The organism is Streptomyces vietnamensis (assembly GCF_000830005.1).
GTDB classification, from domain to species: domain Bacteria; phylum Actinomycetota; class Actinomycetes; order Streptomycetales; family Streptomycetaceae; genus Streptomyces; species Streptomyces vietnamensis.
This window is the reverse complement of record NZ_CP010407.1, coordinates 5113927-5130627: the sequence shown is the minus strand read 5'-3', so window position 1 is coordinate 5130627 and position 16701 is coordinate 5113927. Positions and strand designations below refer to the sequence as shown.

15 protein-coding genes are annotated in these 16701 nt (G+C 70.9%); 8 read left to right on the top strand and 7 right to left on the bottom strand.

Going from position 1 to position 16701, the window contains the following annotated elements; genetic code table 11:
• Positions 1–58 precede the first annotated feature (58 nt).
• The 4 genes from SVTN_RS23200 to SVTN_RS23185 form a co-directional block, all read right to left on the bottom strand.
• Entirely contained in the window at positions 59–1183 is a 1125-nt protein-coding gene (locus SVTN_RS23200; protein ID WP_041130824.1) for a GuaB3 family IMP dehydrogenase-related protein, read from the bottom strand.
• A 105-nt stretch (positions 1184–1288) separates the two neighbouring features.
• The gene (guaB, locus tag SVTN_RS23195) at positions 1289–2791 is read right to left on the bottom strand and encodes an IMP dehydrogenase (protein WP_041130823.1); all 1503 of its coding nucleotides are present in this window, start codon (positions 2789–2791) and stop codon (positions 1289–1291) included.
• A gap of 140 nt (positions 2792–2931) precedes the next feature.
• Entirely contained in the window at positions 2932–3534 is a 603-nt protein-coding gene (locus tag SVTN_RS23190) for a sigma-70 family RNA polymerase sigma factor (RefSeq protein ID WP_030211429.1), read from the bottom strand.
• A gap of 243 nt (positions 3535–3777) precedes the next feature.
• Positions 3778–4389, bottom strand: a complete 612-nt coding sequence (locus tag SVTN_RS23185; RefSeq protein WP_003948568.1) for a response regulator transcription factor — start codon at positions 4387–4389, stop codon at positions 3778–3780.
• Positions 4390–4820: 431 nt separating this feature from the next.
• Between SVTN_RS23185 and SVTN_RS23180 the strand changes: the two genes are divergently transcribed.
• Positions 4821–5186, top strand: coding sequence for a WhiB family transcriptional regulator (locus SVTN_RS23180; RefSeq protein ID WP_041130822.1), 366 nt, complete (start codon positions 4821–4823; stop codon positions 5184–5186).
• Positions 5187–5372: 186 nt separating this feature from the next.
• Here the strand turns inward: SVTN_RS23180 and SVTN_RS23175 are convergent, their stop codons facing one another.
• A complete protein-coding gene (locus SVTN_RS23175; RefSeq protein WP_041130821.1) occupies positions 5373–6266 on the bottom strand; it encodes a LysR family transcriptional regulator in 894 nt (297 codons plus the stop codon).
• A gap of 80 nt (positions 6267–6346) precedes the next feature.
• Here SVTN_RS23175 and SVTN_RS23170 point away from each other — a divergent pair, with 80 nt between their 5' ends.
• Entirely contained in the window at positions 6347–7021 is a 675-nt protein-coding gene (locus SVTN_RS23170; RefSeq protein ID WP_041130820.1) for an MOSC domain-containing protein, read from the top strand.
• 28 nt (positions 7022–7049) lie between these two features.
• On the top strand, positions 7050–7823 hold the full coding sequence (locus tag SVTN_RS23165; protein WP_041130819.1) for an SDR family NAD(P)-dependent oxidoreductase: 774 nt from the start codon (positions 7050–7052) through the stop codon (positions 7821–7823).
• A 91-nt stretch (positions 7824–7914) separates the two neighbouring features.
• Here SVTN_RS23165 and SVTN_RS23160 read toward each other — a convergent pair whose 3' ends face one another.
• Complete coding sequence (locus tag SVTN_RS23160; protein ID WP_167352209.1) at positions 7915–9195, bottom strand: RNA-guided endonuclease InsQ/TnpB family protein; 1281 nt, start codon at positions 9193–9195, stop codon at positions 7915–7917.
• A 122-nt stretch (positions 9196–9317) separates the two neighbouring features.
• Positions 9318–11144 (bottom strand): DUF2264 domain-containing protein, encoded by a 1827-nt coding sequence (locus SVTN_RS23155; protein WP_041130817.1) that lies wholly within the window; start codon positions 11142–11144, stop codon positions 9318–9320.
• Positions 11145–11309: 165 nt separating this feature from the next.
• Between SVTN_RS23155 and SVTN_RS23150 the strand changes: the two genes are divergently transcribed.
• The 5 genes from SVTN_RS23150 (at position 11310) to SVTN_RS23130 (ending at position 16685) form a co-directional block, all read left to right on the top strand.
• A complete protein-coding gene (locus SVTN_RS23150; protein WP_041130816.1) occupies positions 11310–12410 on the top strand; it encodes a substrate-binding domain-containing protein in 1101 nt (366 codons plus the stop codon).
• 123 nt (positions 12411–12533) lie between these two features.
• A complete protein-coding gene (locus tag SVTN_RS23145; RefSeq protein WP_041130815.1) occupies positions 12534–13850 on the top strand; it encodes an ABC transporter substrate-binding protein in 1317 nt (438 codons plus the stop codon).
• 4 nt (positions 13851–13854) lie between these two features.
• Entirely contained in the window at positions 13855–14799 is a 945-nt protein-coding gene (locus SVTN_RS23140; RefSeq protein ID WP_052499262.1) for a carbohydrate ABC transporter permease, read from the top strand.
• Positions 14796–15647: a carbohydrate ABC transporter permease gene (locus tag SVTN_RS23135; protein WP_041130814.1), complete on the top strand. Its 852-nt coding sequence runs from the start codon at positions 14796–14798 to the stop codon at positions 15645–15647. Before SVTN_RS23140 ends, SVTN_RS23135 begins: the two co-directional genes overlap by 4 nt.
• 18 nt (positions 15648–15665) lie before the next feature.
• A complete protein-coding gene (locus tag SVTN_RS23130; RefSeq protein WP_041130813.1) occupies positions 15666–16685 on the top strand; it encodes a hydroxyacid dehydrogenase in 1020 nt (339 codons plus the stop codon).
• The last annotated feature ends 16 nt before the right edge of the window (positions 16686–16701 follow it).

Here is a 16701-nt window from a genome sequence, read left to right as displayed (position 1 = left end):
GTACGCAGAGGGGCCCCGCACCGGGTGGTGCGGGGCCCCTCTGCGTACGTACGGAAGATCAGCGCTTGTGCTGCGCGTCCGCCACGGTCACCTCGACGCGCTGGAACTCCTTGAGCTCGCTGTAGCCCGTGGTGGCCATCGCGCGGCGCAGGGCGCCGAAGAAGTTCATCGAGCCGTCCGGGATGTGCGACGGGCCCGCGAGGATCTCCTCGGTGGTGCCGACGATGCCCAGGTCGACCAGCTTGCCGCGCGGCACGTCCTCGTGGACGGCCTCCATGCCCCAGTGGTGGCCCTTGCCGGGCGCGTCCGTGGCGCGGGCCAGCGGGGAGCCCATCATGACGGCGTCGGCGCCGCAGGCGATGGCCTTGGGGAGGTCGCCGGACCAGCCCACGCCGCCGTCGGCGATGACGTGCACGTACCGGCCGCCGGACTCGTCCATGTAGTCGCGGCGGGCCGCGGCCACGTCGGCGACCGCGGTCGCCATCGGGACCTGGATGCCGAGGACGTTGCGGGTGGTGTGCGCGGCGCCGCCGCCGAAGCCGACGAGGACACCGGCCGCGCCGGTGCGCATCAGGTGCAGGGCCGCGGTGTACGTGGCGCAGCCGCCGACGATGACCGGGACGTCCAGCTCGTAGATGAACTGCTTCAGGTTCAGCGGCTCGGCCGCGCCCGAGACGTGCTCGGCGGAGACCGTCGTGCCGCGGATGACGAAGATGTCCACGCCGGCGTCGACGACGGCCTTCGAGAACTGGGCGGTGCGCTGCGGGGAGAGCGCGGCGGCGGTGACGACACCGGAGTCGCGCACCTCCTTGATGCGCTGCCCGATCAGCTCTTCCTTGATCGGGGCGGCGTAGATCTCCTGCAGACGGCGGGTCGCGGTCGCCTCGTCCAGCCCGGCGATCTCGTCGAGGAGCGGCTGCGGGTCCTCGTACCGGGTCCAGAGACCTTCCAGGTTCAGGACGCCGAGGCCGCCCAGCTCGCCGATGCGGATGGCGGTCTGCGGCGAGACGACCGAGTCCATCGGGGCGGCCAGGAACGGCAGCTCGAAGCGGTAGGCGTCGATCTGCCAGGCGATCGAGACCTCCTTCGGGTCCCGGGTGCGCCGGCTCGGGACGACGGCGATGTCGTCGAACGCGTACGCCCTGCGGCCGCGCTTGCCGCGCCCGATCTCGATCTCAGTCACGATGTGTGGCCTTTCCCTCTATGTCTGCGCCTACCAGTATCCCCGACACAGGCCGAAGGGGCGGCTCCGGCCACATGCCGGAACCGCCCCTTCCGTCGCGCGCTGTTACTTCCTGCTGTAGTTCGGCGCCTCGACCGTCATCTGGATGTCGTGCGGGTGGCTCTCCTTGAGGCCCGCCGAGGTGATCCGGACGAAGCGGCCGTTCGCCTGGAGCTCCGGCACCGTGCGCCCGCCGACGTAGAACATCGACTGGCGCAGGCCGCCCACCAGCTGGTGGACGACGGCCGCGAGCGGGCCGCGGTAGGGCACCTGGCCCTCGATGCCCTCGGGGACGAGCTTCTCGTCGGAGGCGACGCCCTCCTGGAAGTAGCGGTCCTTGGAGAAGGAGCGCTGCTCGCCGCGGGACTGCATGGCGCCCAGCGAGCCCATGCCGCGGTACGACTTGAACTGCTTGCCGTTGATGAAGAGCAGCTCGCCCGGGGACTCCTCGCAGCCCGCGAGCAGCGAGCCGAGCATCACCGTGTCGGCGCCGGCGACGAGGGCCTTCGCGATGTCGCCGGAGTACTGCAGACCGCCGTCGCCGATGACCGGGACGCCGGCCGCCTTGGCGGCGAGGGAGGCCTCGTAGATCGCGGTGACCTGCGGGACGCCGATGCCGGCGACCACGCGGGTGGTGCAGATGGAGCCCGGGCCGACACCGACCTTGATGCCGTCGACACCGGCGTCGATGAGCGCCTGGGCGCCGTCGCGGGTGGCGACGTTTCCGCCGATGACGTCGACCGAGGAGTTCGACTTGATCTTGGCGACCATGTCGCCGACCAGGCGGGAGTGGCCGTGCGCGGTGTCGACGACGATGAAGTCGACGCCGACCTCGATCAGGGCCTGGGCGCGCTCGAACGCGTCACCGGCGACACCGACGGCGGCGCCGACGAGCAGCCGGCCTTCCTTGTCCTTGGCGGCGTTCGGGTACTTCTCGGCCTTGACGAAGTCCTTGACCGTGATGAGGCCCTTGAGGACGCCTGAGTCGTCGACCAGCGGCAGCTTCTCGATCTTGTGGCGGCGCAGCAGCTCCATGGCGTCCACGCCGGAGATGCCGACCTTGCCGGTGACGAGCGGCATCGGGGTCATGACCTCGCGCACCTGGCGGCTGCGGTCCGACTCGAAGGCCATGTCGCGGTTGGTGACGATGCCGAGCAGCTTGCCGGCCGGGTCGGTGACCGGGACGCCGCTGATGCGGAACTTGGCGCAGATCGCGTCGGCCTCGGCGAGCGTCGCGTCCGGGTGGACCGTGATCGGGTCCGAGACCATGCCGGACTCGGAGCGCTTCACGAGGTCGACCTGGTTGGCCTGGTCGGCGATGGAGAGGTTGCGGTGCAGCACACCGACACCACCCTGTCGCGCCATGGCGATCGCCATGCGGGACTCGGTGACCTTGTCCATCGCGGCGGAGAGCAGCGGGATGTTCACCCGCACGTTCTTCGAGATGTACGAGGCGGTGTCGATCTGGTCGGGCGCCATGTCGGACGCGCCCGGCAGCAGCAGCACGTCGTCGTAGGTCAGCCCGAGTGTCGCGAATTTCTCGGGCACTCCGTCGACGTTGGCAGTCATGACACCTTCCCAAATGGTCTTGATCGGTGCGGGATGTCCATGCTAACGGGCCTGAGTCGTGTCTCATTCCACGATCAAGATCAGCGGGAAGCTTTGGACGTTCGCACGTGTACGAAAGGGATGACGGCAGCCGGCAAGGCTTACTGCTCGGCCAGGGCACGCAGTCGGCTGAGGGCGCGGTGCTGTGCCACCCGGACGGCGCCCGGGGACATGCCGAGCATCTGGCCGGTCTCCTCGGCGGTCAGTCCGACCGCGACCCGCAGCACGAGGAGTTCGCGCTGGTTCTCCGGGAGGTTGGCGAGCAGCTTCTTGGCCCACTCGGCGTCGTCGCTGAGCAGGGCGCGCTCCTCGGGGCCGAGGGAGTCGTCGGGCCGCTCGGGCATCTCGTCGGAGGGGACGGCCGTGGACCCCGGGTGCCGCATGGCGGCCCGCTGGAGGTCGGCGACCTTGTGTCCGGCGATGGCGAAGACGAAGGCCTCGAAGGGCCTGCCGGTGTCCTTGTAGCGCGGCAGCGCCATCAGGACGGCGACGCAGACCTCCTGGGCCAGGTCCTCGACGAAGTGCCGGGCGTCGCCGGGCAGCCGGTTGAGGCGGGTGCGGCAGTACCGCAGGGCGAGCGGGTGGACGCGCGCGAGCAGGTCGTGCGTGGCCTGCGCGTCGCCGTCGACCGCGCGATGCACGAGCGCGCCGATCTCCCCCTGCCCGGCAGGCATGGGGGAACCCACGGTCTCGTCGTCGCGCATCGCTCCATGGTGCCCCGACGCCTCTCGGTTCGCGGCACCGCGTCCGTAGTTGTGCACCGAAGCGTTATGAGCAGGTGCGCCGGCACTCATCTCCCGCGCCCTCCCCTCCCGCTCGATCGACTCGTCCCCGAGGAACTCCACATCTCAAGGATGCGGCATTCCGCGGGGAAGTGACACAAGCCCACCCCGTCCACCCCACGACGGACGCGGGTGAGGACGGGGAGACGGCAGGTGACCTGCGATTCAGCGGACCAGGCCCCAGCGGAATCCGAGCGCGACGGCATGCGCCCGGTCGGAGGCGCCCAGCTTCTTGAAGAGGCGCCGGGCGTGGGTCTTGACCGTGTCCTCGGAGAGGAAGAGCTCGCGCCCGATCTCCGCGTTGGACCGGCCGTGGCTCATGCCTTCGAGGACCTGGATCTCGCGCGCGGTGAGGGTGGGCGCGGCGCCCATCTCGGCCGAGCGGAGGCGGCGGGGGGCGAGCCGCCAGGTCGGGTCGGCGAGCGCCTGGGTGACCGTGGCCCGCAGTTCGGCGCGCGAGGCGTCCTTGTGCAGGTAGCCACGGGCGCCCGCGGCGACCGCGAGGGCGACGCCGTCGAGGTCCTCGGCGACCGTGAGCATGATGATGCGGGCGCCGGGATCCGCGGAGAGCAGCCGGCGGACGGTCTCCACGCCGCCCAGTCCGGGCATGCGCACGTCCATCAGAATCAGGTCCGAGCGGTCCGCGCCCCAGCGGCGGAGGACTTCCTCGCCGTTGGCCGCGGTGGTCACGCGCTCGACGCCGGGCACGGTCGCGACCGCGCGGCGGAGCGCCTCTCGGGCAAGCGGGGAGTCGTCGCAGACGAGGACGGATGTCATGCCTGACCTCCGTGGCTCTCGCAGCTGTTGCGCGTCACCTTGAGCCTCCAGGGCTGTACGTATCGTCACCTGTGCGGTTGACGCTCTCGGACGTTTGCCCGATCGCTTGTTCCTTCAACCGCCTCCGCACTCTCAACGACGGTCACTCGAAAGAGTTACGGGTCGGACGGCGTCTTCGGCACTCTACGTGAGGAGTCGTGCGCGGAGGAGAGTGTCGCAGGTCGTTCGTCCCAACATCGAAAGCTATGCCCCATTTAGAGGGTTTTCTTCCCTTTTCGCAGTGTCTGTGGCTAGATTCGCAATGAGTCATATTTACATCTACTTCGACAGTAGGTGTATCGCCTGGACCTGTCGGGACCCGAGGAGCCCCGGCCATCAGCCATCCACCCGCCCACCTATCCGTTCGACACGGTTTCAAGGGGACAAGCGCAATGGCAGATTTCTCCCGCCTTCCCGGACCCAACGCCGACCTGTGGGACTGGCAACTCCTCGCGGCCTGCCGCGGAGTGGACAGCTCCCTGTTCTTCCACCCCGAGGGAGAGCGCGGCGCGGCACGGAGCGCGCGTGAGAACTCGGCGAAAGAGGTCTGCATGCGGTGCCCGGTGCGCGCGGAGTGCGCGGCACACGCACTCGCCGTGCGAGAGCCCTACGGCGTATGGGGCGGCCTCACCGAGGACGAACGCGAAGAGCTCATGGGACGCGCGCGCAATCGCCTGATCACGACGGCACCGGCCTCCGCGCCGGCCACGTCCGCCGCGTCCGTGACGTCCATGACATCCATCGGGGAACGTATGTGATCCATCCGGAACGTATGTGAAGGAACGTTTCTTCGGCGCAGCGGGCGCCGCCTGAGCGAGCATCACCCGAACGGACCCGTGCGCCCGCGCGCGTCGTGAAGCGACTACGCGCGCGTGGCGGCGCGGATCGGTTACGCGCGGGTCGGCTACGCACGCGTGGCGGCCACGCGTGGCGGCGCGGATCGGCTACGCGCGCGTGGCGGCGCGGATCAGCTCGTCGAGCGTGGCCGCGACGGCCGGGACCTGCGCGAGGTCCGGCAGCGTCAGGGCCACGATCTCCCGCTCCACGGCCGGCTCCACGGCCACGGTCCGCGCCCCCTTGGGACGTACGGACTCGATGGCCAGCTCCGGCAGGACGGCGACGCCCAGACCGGCGCCGACCAGGCCCACCACGGCCGGGTAGTCGTCGGTGGCGAAGTCGATGCGGGGCGTGAAGCCCGCCTCCTCGCAGACGTCCACGAGCTGGCGGCGGCAGCGCGGGCAGCCCGCGATCCAGGACTCGTCCGCGAGTTCCGCGATGCCCACCGATCCGGCCCCGGCGAGCCGGTGCCCCTCGGGCACCAGGCCGACGAGCCGGTCGGCGAGGAGCGGGCGGACCACCAGGTCGTCCCACTCGGCCTGCCCCGCCCCGTACCGGAACGCCAGGGCGATGTCGCAGTCGCCCTCGCGGAGCATCTCGATCGAGCGCGGCGGTTCGGCCTCGACGAGGGAGACCCGGGTGCCGGGGTGCGCGGCCCGCAGCGCGGCGAGCGCGGTGGGCACGAGCGTGGAGCTGCCGCTCGGGAAGGAGACCAGGCGTACGCGGCCCGCCCGGAGCCCGGCGATCGCGGCGACCTCCTCCTCGGCGGCGGTGAGCCCGGCGAGGATGCCGGAGGCGTGGCGCACCAGGACCTCGCCGGCCTGGGTGAGGCGCATCTCGCGTCCCGTACGGATCAGCAGCGGCGTGCCGGCGGAGGCTTCGAGCGCCTTCATCTGCTGGCTGACGGCGGGCTGGGTGCAGCCGAGTTCGCGCGCGGCGGCCGAGAAGGAGCCGGTGGCGGCGACGGCGCGCAGGACGCGGAGGTGGCGGGCCTCGATCATGCGTCCAGCATAAGCGACTCTTGGGTGAAGCCGACTATTTTCGCGAGCGCCTTTGAGATCCTCGCCCGTACAGTGCCCGCATGACCTTGCTGAGCGTGAATGTGGGCCGCGCCAGGCCCGTGGAGTACACGGACGCCGCCTCGGGGATGACGGCCATCGACAAGCGTCCCGTGGAGGGGCCCGTACGGATCGAGGCGCCCGGCGCGCCCGGCGTCGGGACCAGCGGGGTCGCCGGGGACACGGTCTGCGACCTGCGCTTCCACGGCGGGAACGACCGGGCCGCGTACGCCTTCGCCCGGGAGGACATGGACCTGTGGGAGCGGGAGCTCGGCCGCGAACTGGCCAACGGCTCCTTCGGCGAGAACCTCACCACCCGGGGCCTCGACGTGAACGGCGCCCTGATCGGCGAGCGGTGGCGGATCGGCGAGGAGGTCGTCCTCGAGGTGACCGGCGGCCGCATCCCCTGCCGTACCTTCGCGGGCTTCGTCGAGGAGAAGGGCTGGGTGAAGCGGTTCACGCAGTCCGAGGCCGGTCCCGGCGCGCTGCTGCGGGTCATCGTGCCGGGCGAGGTGCGGGCCGGCGACCCGATCACGGTGCTGCACCGGCCGGACCACGACATCACCGTGGCGTATCTGCACCGCGCCGCGACCACCGAACGCACCCTGCTGCCCTCCACGTTGGTGGCCGCCGAGTGGATGGAGTCCGGACTCCTCGCGCTCGCCCGCCAGTACGAGGAGAAGTACGCCAAGGAATAGGCCGGGTACCAGGCACTAGGTTGCCCGTATGACGACTGCACTGATTACGGGCGCCACCGCGGGCATCGGGGCCGCCTTCGCACGGAGACTGGCGGCGGACGGCCACGACGTCGTGCTCGTGGCCAGGGACGTGAAGCGGCTCCGGGAGCAGGCGACCGAGCTGCACGACCGGCACGGCGTCGAGGCCGAGGTGCTCGCGGCGGACCTCTCCGAGGAGGACGGCATCGCCGCCGTCGAGGCCCGGCTCTCGGACCCGAAGCAGCCGGTGGACATGCTGGTGAACAACGCCGGCTTCGGCAACAAGGGCCGCTTCCTCGAAGTCTCCATGGCCGACGAGCTGAAGATGCTGACGGTGCACTGCGAGGCGGTGCTGCGGCTGACCTCGGCGGCCGCCGCCTCGATGAAGGACCGCCGCCGGGGCGCCGTGGTGAACGTCGCCTCGGTGGCGGCCTTCGTGCCCCGCGGCACCTACGGCGCCTCGAAGGCCTGGGTCGTGCAGTTCACCCAGGGCGCGGCGCGGGACCTCGCGGGCAGCGGGGTGCGCCTGATGGCGCTCTGCCCCGGCTTCGTACGGACCGAGTTCCACGAGCGGGCCGGGATGGGCACGGACAACATCCCGGGCTGGATGTGGCTCGACGCGGACAAGCTGGTGTCGGCCGCGCTGCACGACCTGGAGCGGGGGAAGACCCTGTCGATCCCGGACCCCCGCTACAAGGCCCTCATGGGTGTGGTGAAGCTGGCGCCGCGCGGCCTGCTCGGCGGGGTGTCGTCGAAGGCGGGCCGGAAGTACGGGCCGGAGTAGAGCTCGTACGGGCCGGAGGTCGGGGTGCGGGGGCGGTTGACGAAGGTGTTGTTTTGGAGTGTTCTCCTCCGCAAGCGGGGGAGATTCCCACCTACCTCACGGTGGCTGGCTTGACGCGGCATGCGCGCCTGACGACTGCCCTCCCGGCAGCCGGGACGAGCGCGAGGCCCATCCGGTAGAGATGCAGGACGTTCCGGCCGGCGTTGTGGTCGGCGTTACCTGTCCAGCCGCAGTCAGGGTTCTTGCACACGAACACGGCCTGGGACTCCCGGCTGCCAGGGGTGATGTGCCCGCAGGCCGAGCAGCGCTGGGAGGTGCCGGGTGCGGGCACCTCGTGGAGACTGCCACCCGCAAGGGCTGTCTTGTACGTCAGCAATCGGATCGTGCGGCCCCACGCCTCCGCGTAGATCGACCGGTTGAGGCCCGACTTCTGAGCGACATTCTTACCCGGTCGGTCCATCGTGCCCTTGGCGGACTTGACCATGTTCGGGATGGTGAGCGCCTCCACCACAACGATGCCGTACTTCCTGGCGATCTCGGTTGTGGTCTTGTGCTGCCAGTCCAGGTGCCTACGCTTGGCTCTCGCGCGAAGCCCTTGGATCCGGTCGTACGTGCGGTGCAAGCGGCCGGAGATCTTCTCCCCCTGCTTGCGGGAGGCCCTGCGGTGGGCAGCCCGTCGCTCCAATCGCAGCAGGCTGCTCTGCTCCTCCTCAGTCAGCCATGAGCCGTGTGTGTAAACGGACCCGTCCGAGAGGGCAATGGGGACACTTACGCCCACGTCGATGCCGACTTCGCTCCCCTGATGAAGCGCAGGTGCGGCTTCAAGGGTCGTAACACGGAAGGTGATGTGCCAGCCGAGTGCATCCTTCACCAACCTGGCCCCAGTGATGCGGTTCTCCTGGTTCGCCCACTTGCCCACAGGGAGATCCTTGGTCCAGCGGAATCTGACGCGGCCGATCCTTGGGATGTTGACCATGCCCCAGCGGCGGTGCACTCGGCTGACATGCAAGTCCCGGCCTTGCGGAATGTCCACCGACAGCACCAACCGAGAACGCGTCTTGAATGCCGGCTCTCGCGTCCGGCCGTCCCAGCAGTTTCGCCACGCCACGAGGTACGTCTTCAGCACCGTCTGCGCAGCCTGCGCCGGGAGTACGCCAAGCCAATCGATCTCTTTGCGAGCCTGGCGGATGGCCGCGTCCGCAGCTACCGGCGAACGCTGGTGCTTGGGGAGCATCTGCCACCACTCATGCAGCAGATTCCACATTCCCCGAGCGGCATGGGCCTGATCATCAACGAGTCGGGCTTGCGCAGGCGTCAGCGCCAGCCGGGCACGATGCCCGAACTGTCGTTTCACCATTACGCGTCCACTCACAGGACCAAGCTAAGTCGACTCGTTCAGCCCGAGGCGGCAATGCCGGAAGTCGACGCAGTTTGGCTCGCTCTTGCACGAACCAGCTCCGCTAACGCACGGCGTGGATCGGCAGATGCTCGACCTCACAGGCCCTTCGGATCCACGGCTTCGAGCTCTTCGAGGTCGAGGTGTGCGGTGGTGCCGTTCTGCCAGGTCACGGTCAAGAGGCGTCCGTCGACCCGGACGTTCGCGAGGTCCGACACGGGGGCGGGGTCGGGTTCGGCGGTGAGGGAGGCGAGGGCCACGAAGAGCGAGGCCGGGCCGCTCGTGGTGCCGTGCAGGGCGAGGGTGCGGCTGCCGGGACCCTGGAGGGTTTCCCCGGTGGGGAGTTCCCTGACGTCCGGCGCGTAGCCGTGGACCGGGTGGAGCTGGGCCTGCGGGCCCTCGGGGGTGACGGCCCAGCCGGTCTGCCGTACGGGGGTCCCCTCCGGGGCGCCGAGGACGAGGTGGGCGCGGAGTTCGGCGCGGCCGTGGGCGAGGGTCGCGGAGAGGACCCGGACGCCGGGCAGCGGGTGGTGGAGGGAGGCGGCCCGGTCGGGGCCGGTGGTGAGCGGGGTGGCGGGGCCGCGGGTGGTGGCCCGGCCCTCGACGAGCAGCGCGAAGTGGTTGTCGGCCGCTGCCGTTCCCGTACTGGGTCCCGTACGGGTGGAGTAGGCGTGGCGGGCGTAGCCGGGGTCGTCCTCGTCTCCCGGTGCGCTGTGGACGTGGTTGCTGCCGTGGTTGTGGAGGCGTACGAGCCCGTCGGCGGCGGTGGTCTGGACGAGCAGTCCGGCGGGGGCGAAGGCGCGGACGGTGTCGGCGCGTTCGGCGGGGAGGGGTTCCTCGGGGTCGGTCCAGGCGGGGTGGCTCGCGGGCAGGAGGAGGCCGAGGAAGCCCTTGGACGCCCAGTAGGGGGAGCCGGGTCCCGAGTACTCCTGGACGAGCGGCGGGTACGGGCCGTGCCAGCCGAGGGTGAGGAGTCCGCGCTCGTCGGTGGCGCCGTGCCGGTGGAAGTACCGCAGGGTGCCGGAGGCGAGGCGGCGGGTGGCGCCGGGGGTGAGCGGGGTGTGGCCGGTGAGGGTGCCGAGCCAGGGGGCGGCGGCCGCGGCGAAGCGGTAGATCAGGGACCGCCCGTACGGGACGGGGGCGCCGTTCGCGTCGAAGAGGTGGACGTGGTCGTCGAGGTGGGCGCGGAGGCGGGGGCCGTACCGGTCGAGGAGGCCGGTGTCGCCGGCGAGGTGGGCGTGGAGGACGGGGTAGAAGTGCAGGGCCCAGGCGTTGTAGTGGTCGAAGGCGCGGTTGTCGCCGTCGCTGTACCAGCCGTCGCCGAGGTACCAGTCCTCGATGCGGGCGAGGGAGCGGTCGATCGTGGCGGCGGCGCGGTCGGTCTCGATGCCGGCGTCCTGGAGGAAGCCGGCGACGGTGAGGCCGAAGAGCCACCAGTTGTTGTCGACCGGGGAGGGGGCGAGGGCGGGGAGGAGCCAGTCGGCGACCTGTCGTCGGGTGCGGTCGTCGAGGCGGTCCCAGAGCCAGGGGCGGGTGAGGCGGAGGCCGAGGGCGATCGAGGCGGATTCGACGATCGCCTGGGGGGTGTCGGCCATCAGCGGCCAGGAGTCCTCGTCCTCCCGTCCCGGTTTCTCCGTCCCGGCCGCGAGGCCCTCGGCGTACCGGTCGAGGTGGGCGCCCGGGTCCTCGCCGTGGGCGCCGGCGACGCGGAGGGCGGCGAGGAGGAAGGTGCGGGCCCAGCCCTCCAGGCCGTCGGAGCGGGGGCCGGACCAGCTGGGGCGGGGGCCGGGGAGGTCGATGAGGCCGTGTCCGGGTGAGGCGAAGGGGCGGACGTCCAGGAGGAGTCGGTCGGCCGTGGCCTCCCAGTGGGCACGGGTCCAGCCGGTGTACGGGCTGAGCTCACGGTTCTCGGGCGGCGTGGGCATGATGCTCCCTGGGGCTCCGTGCGGTGACGTCTGCGTCGCGGGAATCCTGAACAGACTCCGATCGATCGTCAAGGGAATCGGAGCGAATGATCGAAACTTCTGTCATTCGATCATTCCTGGAGCTAGGCTCGACGGACCACCACCACCGCGAGGGGGAACTGCGCCGTGCGCGAGAGTGCTGCCGAACGACACGACCGACTGCTGGCCCTGGTGCGCGAGCGCGGCACCGCCCGCGTCTCCGAACTGGCCGAGCGCCTCGGGGTCTCCCCCGTCACCGCCCGCCGGGACGTCGAGGTCCTGGCCGGCCGGGGCCTGCTCGACCGGGTGCACGGCCAGGTGTCCTGGCCGGAGCGGCAGGGCGGCCCCGGCGGCGGGCGCTCCGGCGAGGGCCTGGTCCTCGGCCTGCTCGTGCCCTCCGCCACGTACTACTTCGCCGAGGTCATCCGGGGGGCGCACGAGGCGGCGGCCCGCGCCGGGGCGCGGCTCGTGCTGCGGATCTCCGACTACCGGCCGGAGGAGGACCGGGCCCGCACCGAGGGCCTCCTCGCGGCGGGCGCCGAGGGCGTCCTCGTCGCGCCCGGCTGGCGCGGGCTGCCCGAGGACCGGCTGGCGTACGGGGACTGGCTGGCCGAGCTGCCCGTGCCGGCCGTGCTCCTGGAGCGCCGCGCCGAGCCCGGCAGCCCGCTCGACGGCCTGGACCGAGTCGCCTCCGACCACGCCCACGGCGTGCTGCTCGCCCTGCGCCACCTCCTCTCCCTCGGCCACGCGACGCCGCTCCTGGTGGCCCGCCGGGACTCCCCGACCGCGTTCGCGGTGCGCGCGGGCTACGCCGAGGCGCTGGGGACGCTCGGCCTGAAGGAACCGCGCCCGGTCATCGACTCCGTACCGGCGGAGGCGGACCCGGAGGGCTTCGAGCGGGCGGTGCGGGCGGTGCACGAGGCCGTCGGTTCGGGCCTGGCGAGCGCGGTCCTGGTCCACAACGACGTGGACGCGATCGAGATCGTGCAGCGCCTGGCCGAGCTGGGCGTGCGGGTGCCGCAGGACCTGGCCGTGATCGCGTACGACGACGAGGTCGCCGCCCTCGCCGACACCCCGCTGACGGCGGTCGCCCCGCCGAAGCGGCAGGTGGGGCGGCACGCCACGGAACTCCTGGTGGAGCGGCTCACGGAGGCCCCCGACGAGGAGGCGGCGCGGCGCCATCTGAGCCTGCTGCCGTGGCTGCGGGTCCGGGACTCCTGCGGCGCGCGCACGACGCCCGCCGGCTGATCGCACCACCCCTTCGATCTGATCTTTTTTCGATCAATCAATCTTTCGCTCTTGACTTCGGTCATGAACGGTCACAGGATCACGGCCACAACCTCCAGCCGCCCCGCCCTCAGGAGCCGTGCCGTGACCCGTACTTGGAGCAGAACGTCCCGCGTCATAGCCGGCACCGCCACCGCCCTGGCCGTCCTCACGGCCTGCGGCGGCGGCGGTGACGACACCGCAAGCAAGCCGAACGGCCCCGTGACCATCACCTTCTGGGGCTGGGCCAAGGGCTCCAAGGACGTCGTGGACGCCTTCAACGCCTCCCACACCGACATCCAGGTGAAGTTCGAGGAGATCCCCTCCGGCACCGCCGGCGGCTACGCCAAGATCTCCAACGCCGTGAAGGCGGGCAACGCCCCCGACCTGGTCTCCATCGAGTACTCCTCGCTCCCCGAGTTCGTGAGCTCCGGCGCCCTCCAGGACATCGGTGACCAGTTCACCGAGGCCGACCGCGCCAAGCTCCTCCCGCAGTCCGTCGAACTCACCACCCTCGGCGGGAAGTCCTGGGCCGTCCCCTTCGACGCCGCCCCGCAGGCCTTCTTCTACCGCAAGGACCTCTTCGCCAAGTACAAGGTCCAGGTCCCCACCACCTGGGACGCCTTCAAGAAGGCCGCCGAGCAGGTCAAGAAGGCCGACGCCAAGGCCCGCATCGCCACCTTCTTCCCCGACGACCCGACCACCTTCGAGGCCATGGCCTGGCAGGCCGGCGCCCAGTGGTTCAAGGCCGAGAACGACACCTGGAAGATCGACACCACCGACCCGGCCACCGCCGAGGTCACCGCCTACTGGCAGGGCCTCCTCGACGCCGACCTCGTCCACAAGGACGCCTCCTTCAGCCCCGAGTGGGTCGGCTCCCTCAAGAACGGCACCACCGTCGGCTACCTCGGCGCCTCCTGGGGCGCGGGCGTCCTCAAGGGCAACGTGCCCGAGATGGGCGGCAAGTGGGCCGTCGCCCCCGTCCCCACCTGGGACGGCAAGCCCGCCAGCGGCATGCTCGGCGGCACCTCCTTCGCCGTGACCAAGGACAGCAGGCAGAAGGCCGCGGCCGTCACCTTCGCCGAGTGGATGTCCACCACCGAGGCCGGCATCAAGGCCCGCATCGCCTCCGGCACCTCCAGCGCCTTCCCGGCCGCCGCCGGCCTCCGCCCCGTCGCCAAGAAGGCCTTCGACGCGAGCTTCTACGGCGGCCAGGACATCTACACCCTCTTCGAGGCCGCCGGCGCCTCCATCAACCCCAACTGGTCCTGGGGCCCGACCACCGGCACCACCAACACCGCGATCAAGGACCGCTTCGGCAAGATCGCGAAGGGCGGCCCGTCCATCGCCGATGCCGTCAAGGCCGGCCACGACGCCACCGTCGCCGAACTCACCAAGCGCGGCCTGAAGGTCGAGGGCTGACCCGATGAAGGCCCGCACCCGCGCCGCCACGCTTCTGCTGACCCCCTTCTTCGTCCTGTTCACCGCGGTGATGGTGGTGCCGATCGGATACGCGGTCTGGCTCAGCCTCTTCACCGAGAAGCAGTCCGGACTGGGCTTCGGCGGCACCGAGACCGTCTTCACCGGCCTCGACAACTACACCGCGGCGCTGGGTGACCGGGCCTTCCTGGAGGGCTTCGGCGTTCTGCTCGGGTACTGCCTGCTCTACATCCCGCTGCTGCTCGCCGGGGCCCTCGGCCTCGCCCTCCTGCTCGACTCGGCGCTCGCCCGCGCCCGCCGCTTCTTCCAGCTCGCGCTCTTCCTGCCGCACGCCGTCCCCGGCATCATCGCCGCCCTGATCTGGGTCTACCTCTACACGCCCCAGCTCAGCCCGGTCGTGCAGGCCATGGACGCCGGCGGCATCGGCTTCGACTTCTTCTCCCCCGAGGGCACCCTGCCGTCCGTCGTCAACATCGCCCTGTGGGAGTGGCTCGGCTACAACATGGTCATCTTCTACGCCGCCCTCCAGGCCATCGACCGCTCCGTCATCGAAGCGGCCACCGTCGACGGCGCCGGCGCCTGGCGCATCGCCTTCGCCATCAAGGTCCCGCTGGTCAAGGCCTCGCTCGCGATGGTCGGGCTCTTCACGATCATCGGCTCCCTCCAGCTCTTCACCGAGCCGCTCATCCTCAACAAGGGCACCGGCTCCGCCGTCACCTCCACCTGGACGCCGAACATGTACGCCTACACCGCGGCCTTCGACCGCAACGACTACGGACTCGCCGCCGCGGCCTCCGTACTCCTCGCCCTGACGGCGGCGCTGCTCTCCTTCGCCGTGACCCGGCTGACGGGCCGCCGGAAGGCGGGCACGGCACGGCAGGCGGCCCCGGCGCGCAAGGCCGCCACGGCACGGCAGGAGCAGCCCGCATGAGCACCCGTACCCCCAACCGGTGGCTGTCGAAGACCGCCGTCAACGGCGCCCTCGTCCTCGCCGTCGTCTACATGCTCTTCCCCCTGGTCTGGCTGCTCACCGCCGCCACCAAGGACGCCGGAGGCCTCCTCGCCGGAAACGCCTTCTCCTTCGAGGGCTTCGACCTCGGCGGCAACCTCTCCCGCCTCGCCGAGTACAACGACGGCATCTACTTCCACTGGTACGCCAACAGCCTCCTCTACGCGGGACTCGGCGCCCTCGCCTGCTCCCTGATCAGCGTCGCCGCCGGATACGCCTTCCACGTCTACGACTTCCGGGGCAAGGAGAAGCTCTTCGGCCTCGTCCTCCTGGGCGTGCTCGTCCCCACCACCGCGCTCGCCCTGCCGATGTACCTCCTGGCCAGCGAGATCGGCGTCGTCAACACCTACTGGGCCGTCCTGATCCCCGTCCTCGTCAACCCCTTCGGCGTCTACCTCTCCCGCGTCTTCTGCGCCGGCTACATCCCCGACGAGGCCCTGGAGGCCGCCCGTATCGACGGGGCCGGCGAGCTGCGCGTCTTCTGGTCCATCGGGCTGCGCATGGTCATGCCCGGCTTCGTGACCGTCTTCCTCTTCCAGTTCACCGCCGTCTGGAACAACTTCTTCCTCCCCCTGGTGATGCTCTCGGACCAGAAGCTCTTCCCGGTGAGCCTCGGCCTGTACGCGTGGAACAGCAACGCCCACGCCGAACCCGACTTCTACCCCCTCGTCGTCACCGGATCCCTGCTCGCCGTCGTCCCCCTCGTCGTCGCCTTCGTCTCCCTCCAGCGCCACTGGAAGGCCGGTCTGACGGCCGGCAGCCTCAAGTGAGGAAGGCCAGTACCCACGATGCACCCGACCACTGACAATCGCCCGTCCCTCCTCCTCGCCATGGGCCCCGGGGTCGACGAACGCCTCCTCACGGACGCCCACCGCACCCGCCTCGGCCTGCTCGCGCACACCGACCCCCACCTGGTGGCCCACGACCTGGCCGCCCCGGACCCACGGGTCGCCGCCGCCCTCGCCGAGGCCGAGATCCTCCTGACCTGCTGGGGAGCGACCCCGCTCACCGGGGACGTACTGGCCCGGGCCCCGCGCCTGAAGGCCGTCGTCCACGCGGCCGGCTCCGTCAAGCACCACGTCACCGACGCCTGCTGGGAGCGCGGCCTCCGCGTCACCTCGGCCGCCGCCGCCAACGCGCTGCCGGTCGCCGAGTACACGCTCGCCGCGATCCTCTTCGCCGGGAAGCGGGTCCTGCGCTCCGCCCAGCGGTACGCCGAGATCCGCACCGACGACACCTGGCTCACGGAATCCACCCCCTGGGGCAACTACCGCCGCACGATCGGCATCGTCGGCGCCTCCCGCATCGGCCGCCGGGTCGTCGAGCTCCTCCGCCCCTTCGACTTCGAGATCCTGCTGTACGACCCGTACGTGACGAGCCCGCCGCCCGGCACCGAGCTCGTCGGCCTCGACGAACTCTGCGCCCGCAGCACGGTCGTCTCGGTCCACGCCCCCCAACTCCCCTCCACCCACGGCATGATCGGCGCCGTCCAGCTCGCCGCGATGCCGGACGGCACCACCCTGATCAACACCGCCCGCGGCTCCCTCGTCGACGAGACCGCCCTCCTCCCCCACCTCGTCTCGGGCCGCCTCCACGCGATCCTCGACGTGACGGACCCGGAACTCCCACCCACCGAATCACCGTTGTGGACCCTCCCGAACGTCCTCCTCACCCCCCACGTCGCCGGCTCCCTCGGCAACGAACTCCACCGCATGGCGGACCAGGCGCTGGAGGAGGTGGCGCGGTACGGGCGGGGGGAGCCGTTCGCGGAGGAGGTCAGGGCCGCGGACCTGACGCGCTCGGCGTAGCACGCAGACCTAGACT

Coding starts and splice junctions, on each gene's coding strand:
- SVTN_RS23130 (WP_041130813.1), top strand. CDS start 15,666: ATGCACCCGACCACTGACAATCGCCCGTCCCTCCTCCTCGCCATGGGC.
- SVTN_RS23190 (WP_030211429.1), bottom strand. CDS start 3,534: ATGCGCGACGACGAGACCGTGGGTTCCCCCATGCCTGCCGGGCAGGGG.
- SVTN_RS23135 (WP_041130814.1), top strand. CDS start 14,796: ATGAGCACCCGTACCCCCAACCGGTGGCTGTCGAAGACCGCCGTCAAC.
- SVTN_RS23155 (WP_041130817.1), bottom strand. CDS start 11,144: ATGCCCACGCCGCCCGAGAACCGTGAGCTCAGCCCGTACACCGGCTGG.
- SVTN_RS23170 (WP_041130820.1), top strand. CDS start 6,347: ATGACCTTGCTGAGCGTGAATGTGGGCCGCGCCAGGCCCGTGGAGTAC.
- SVTN_RS23175 (WP_041130821.1), bottom strand. CDS start 6,266: ATGATCGAGGCCCGCCACCTCCGCGTCCTGCGCGCCGTCGCCGCCACC.
- guaB (WP_041130823.1), bottom strand. CDS start 2,791: ATGACTGCCAACGTCGACGGAGTGCCCGAGAAATTCGCGACACTCGGG.
- SVTN_RS23140 (WP_052499262.1), top strand. CDS start 13,855: ATGAAGGCCCGCACCCGCGCCGCCACGCTTCTGCTGACCCCCTTCTTC.
- SVTN_RS23185 (WP_003948568.1), bottom strand. CDS start 4,389: ATGACATCCGTCCTCGTCTGCGACGACTCCCCGCTTGCCCGAGAGGCG.
- SVTN_RS23165 (WP_041130819.1), top strand. CDS start 7,050: ATGACGACTGCACTGATTACGGGCGCCACCGCGGGCATCGGGGCCGCC.
- SVTN_RS23180 (WP_041130822.1), top strand. CDS start 4,821: ATGGCAGATTTCTCCCGCCTTCCCGGACCCAACGCCGACCTGTGGGAC.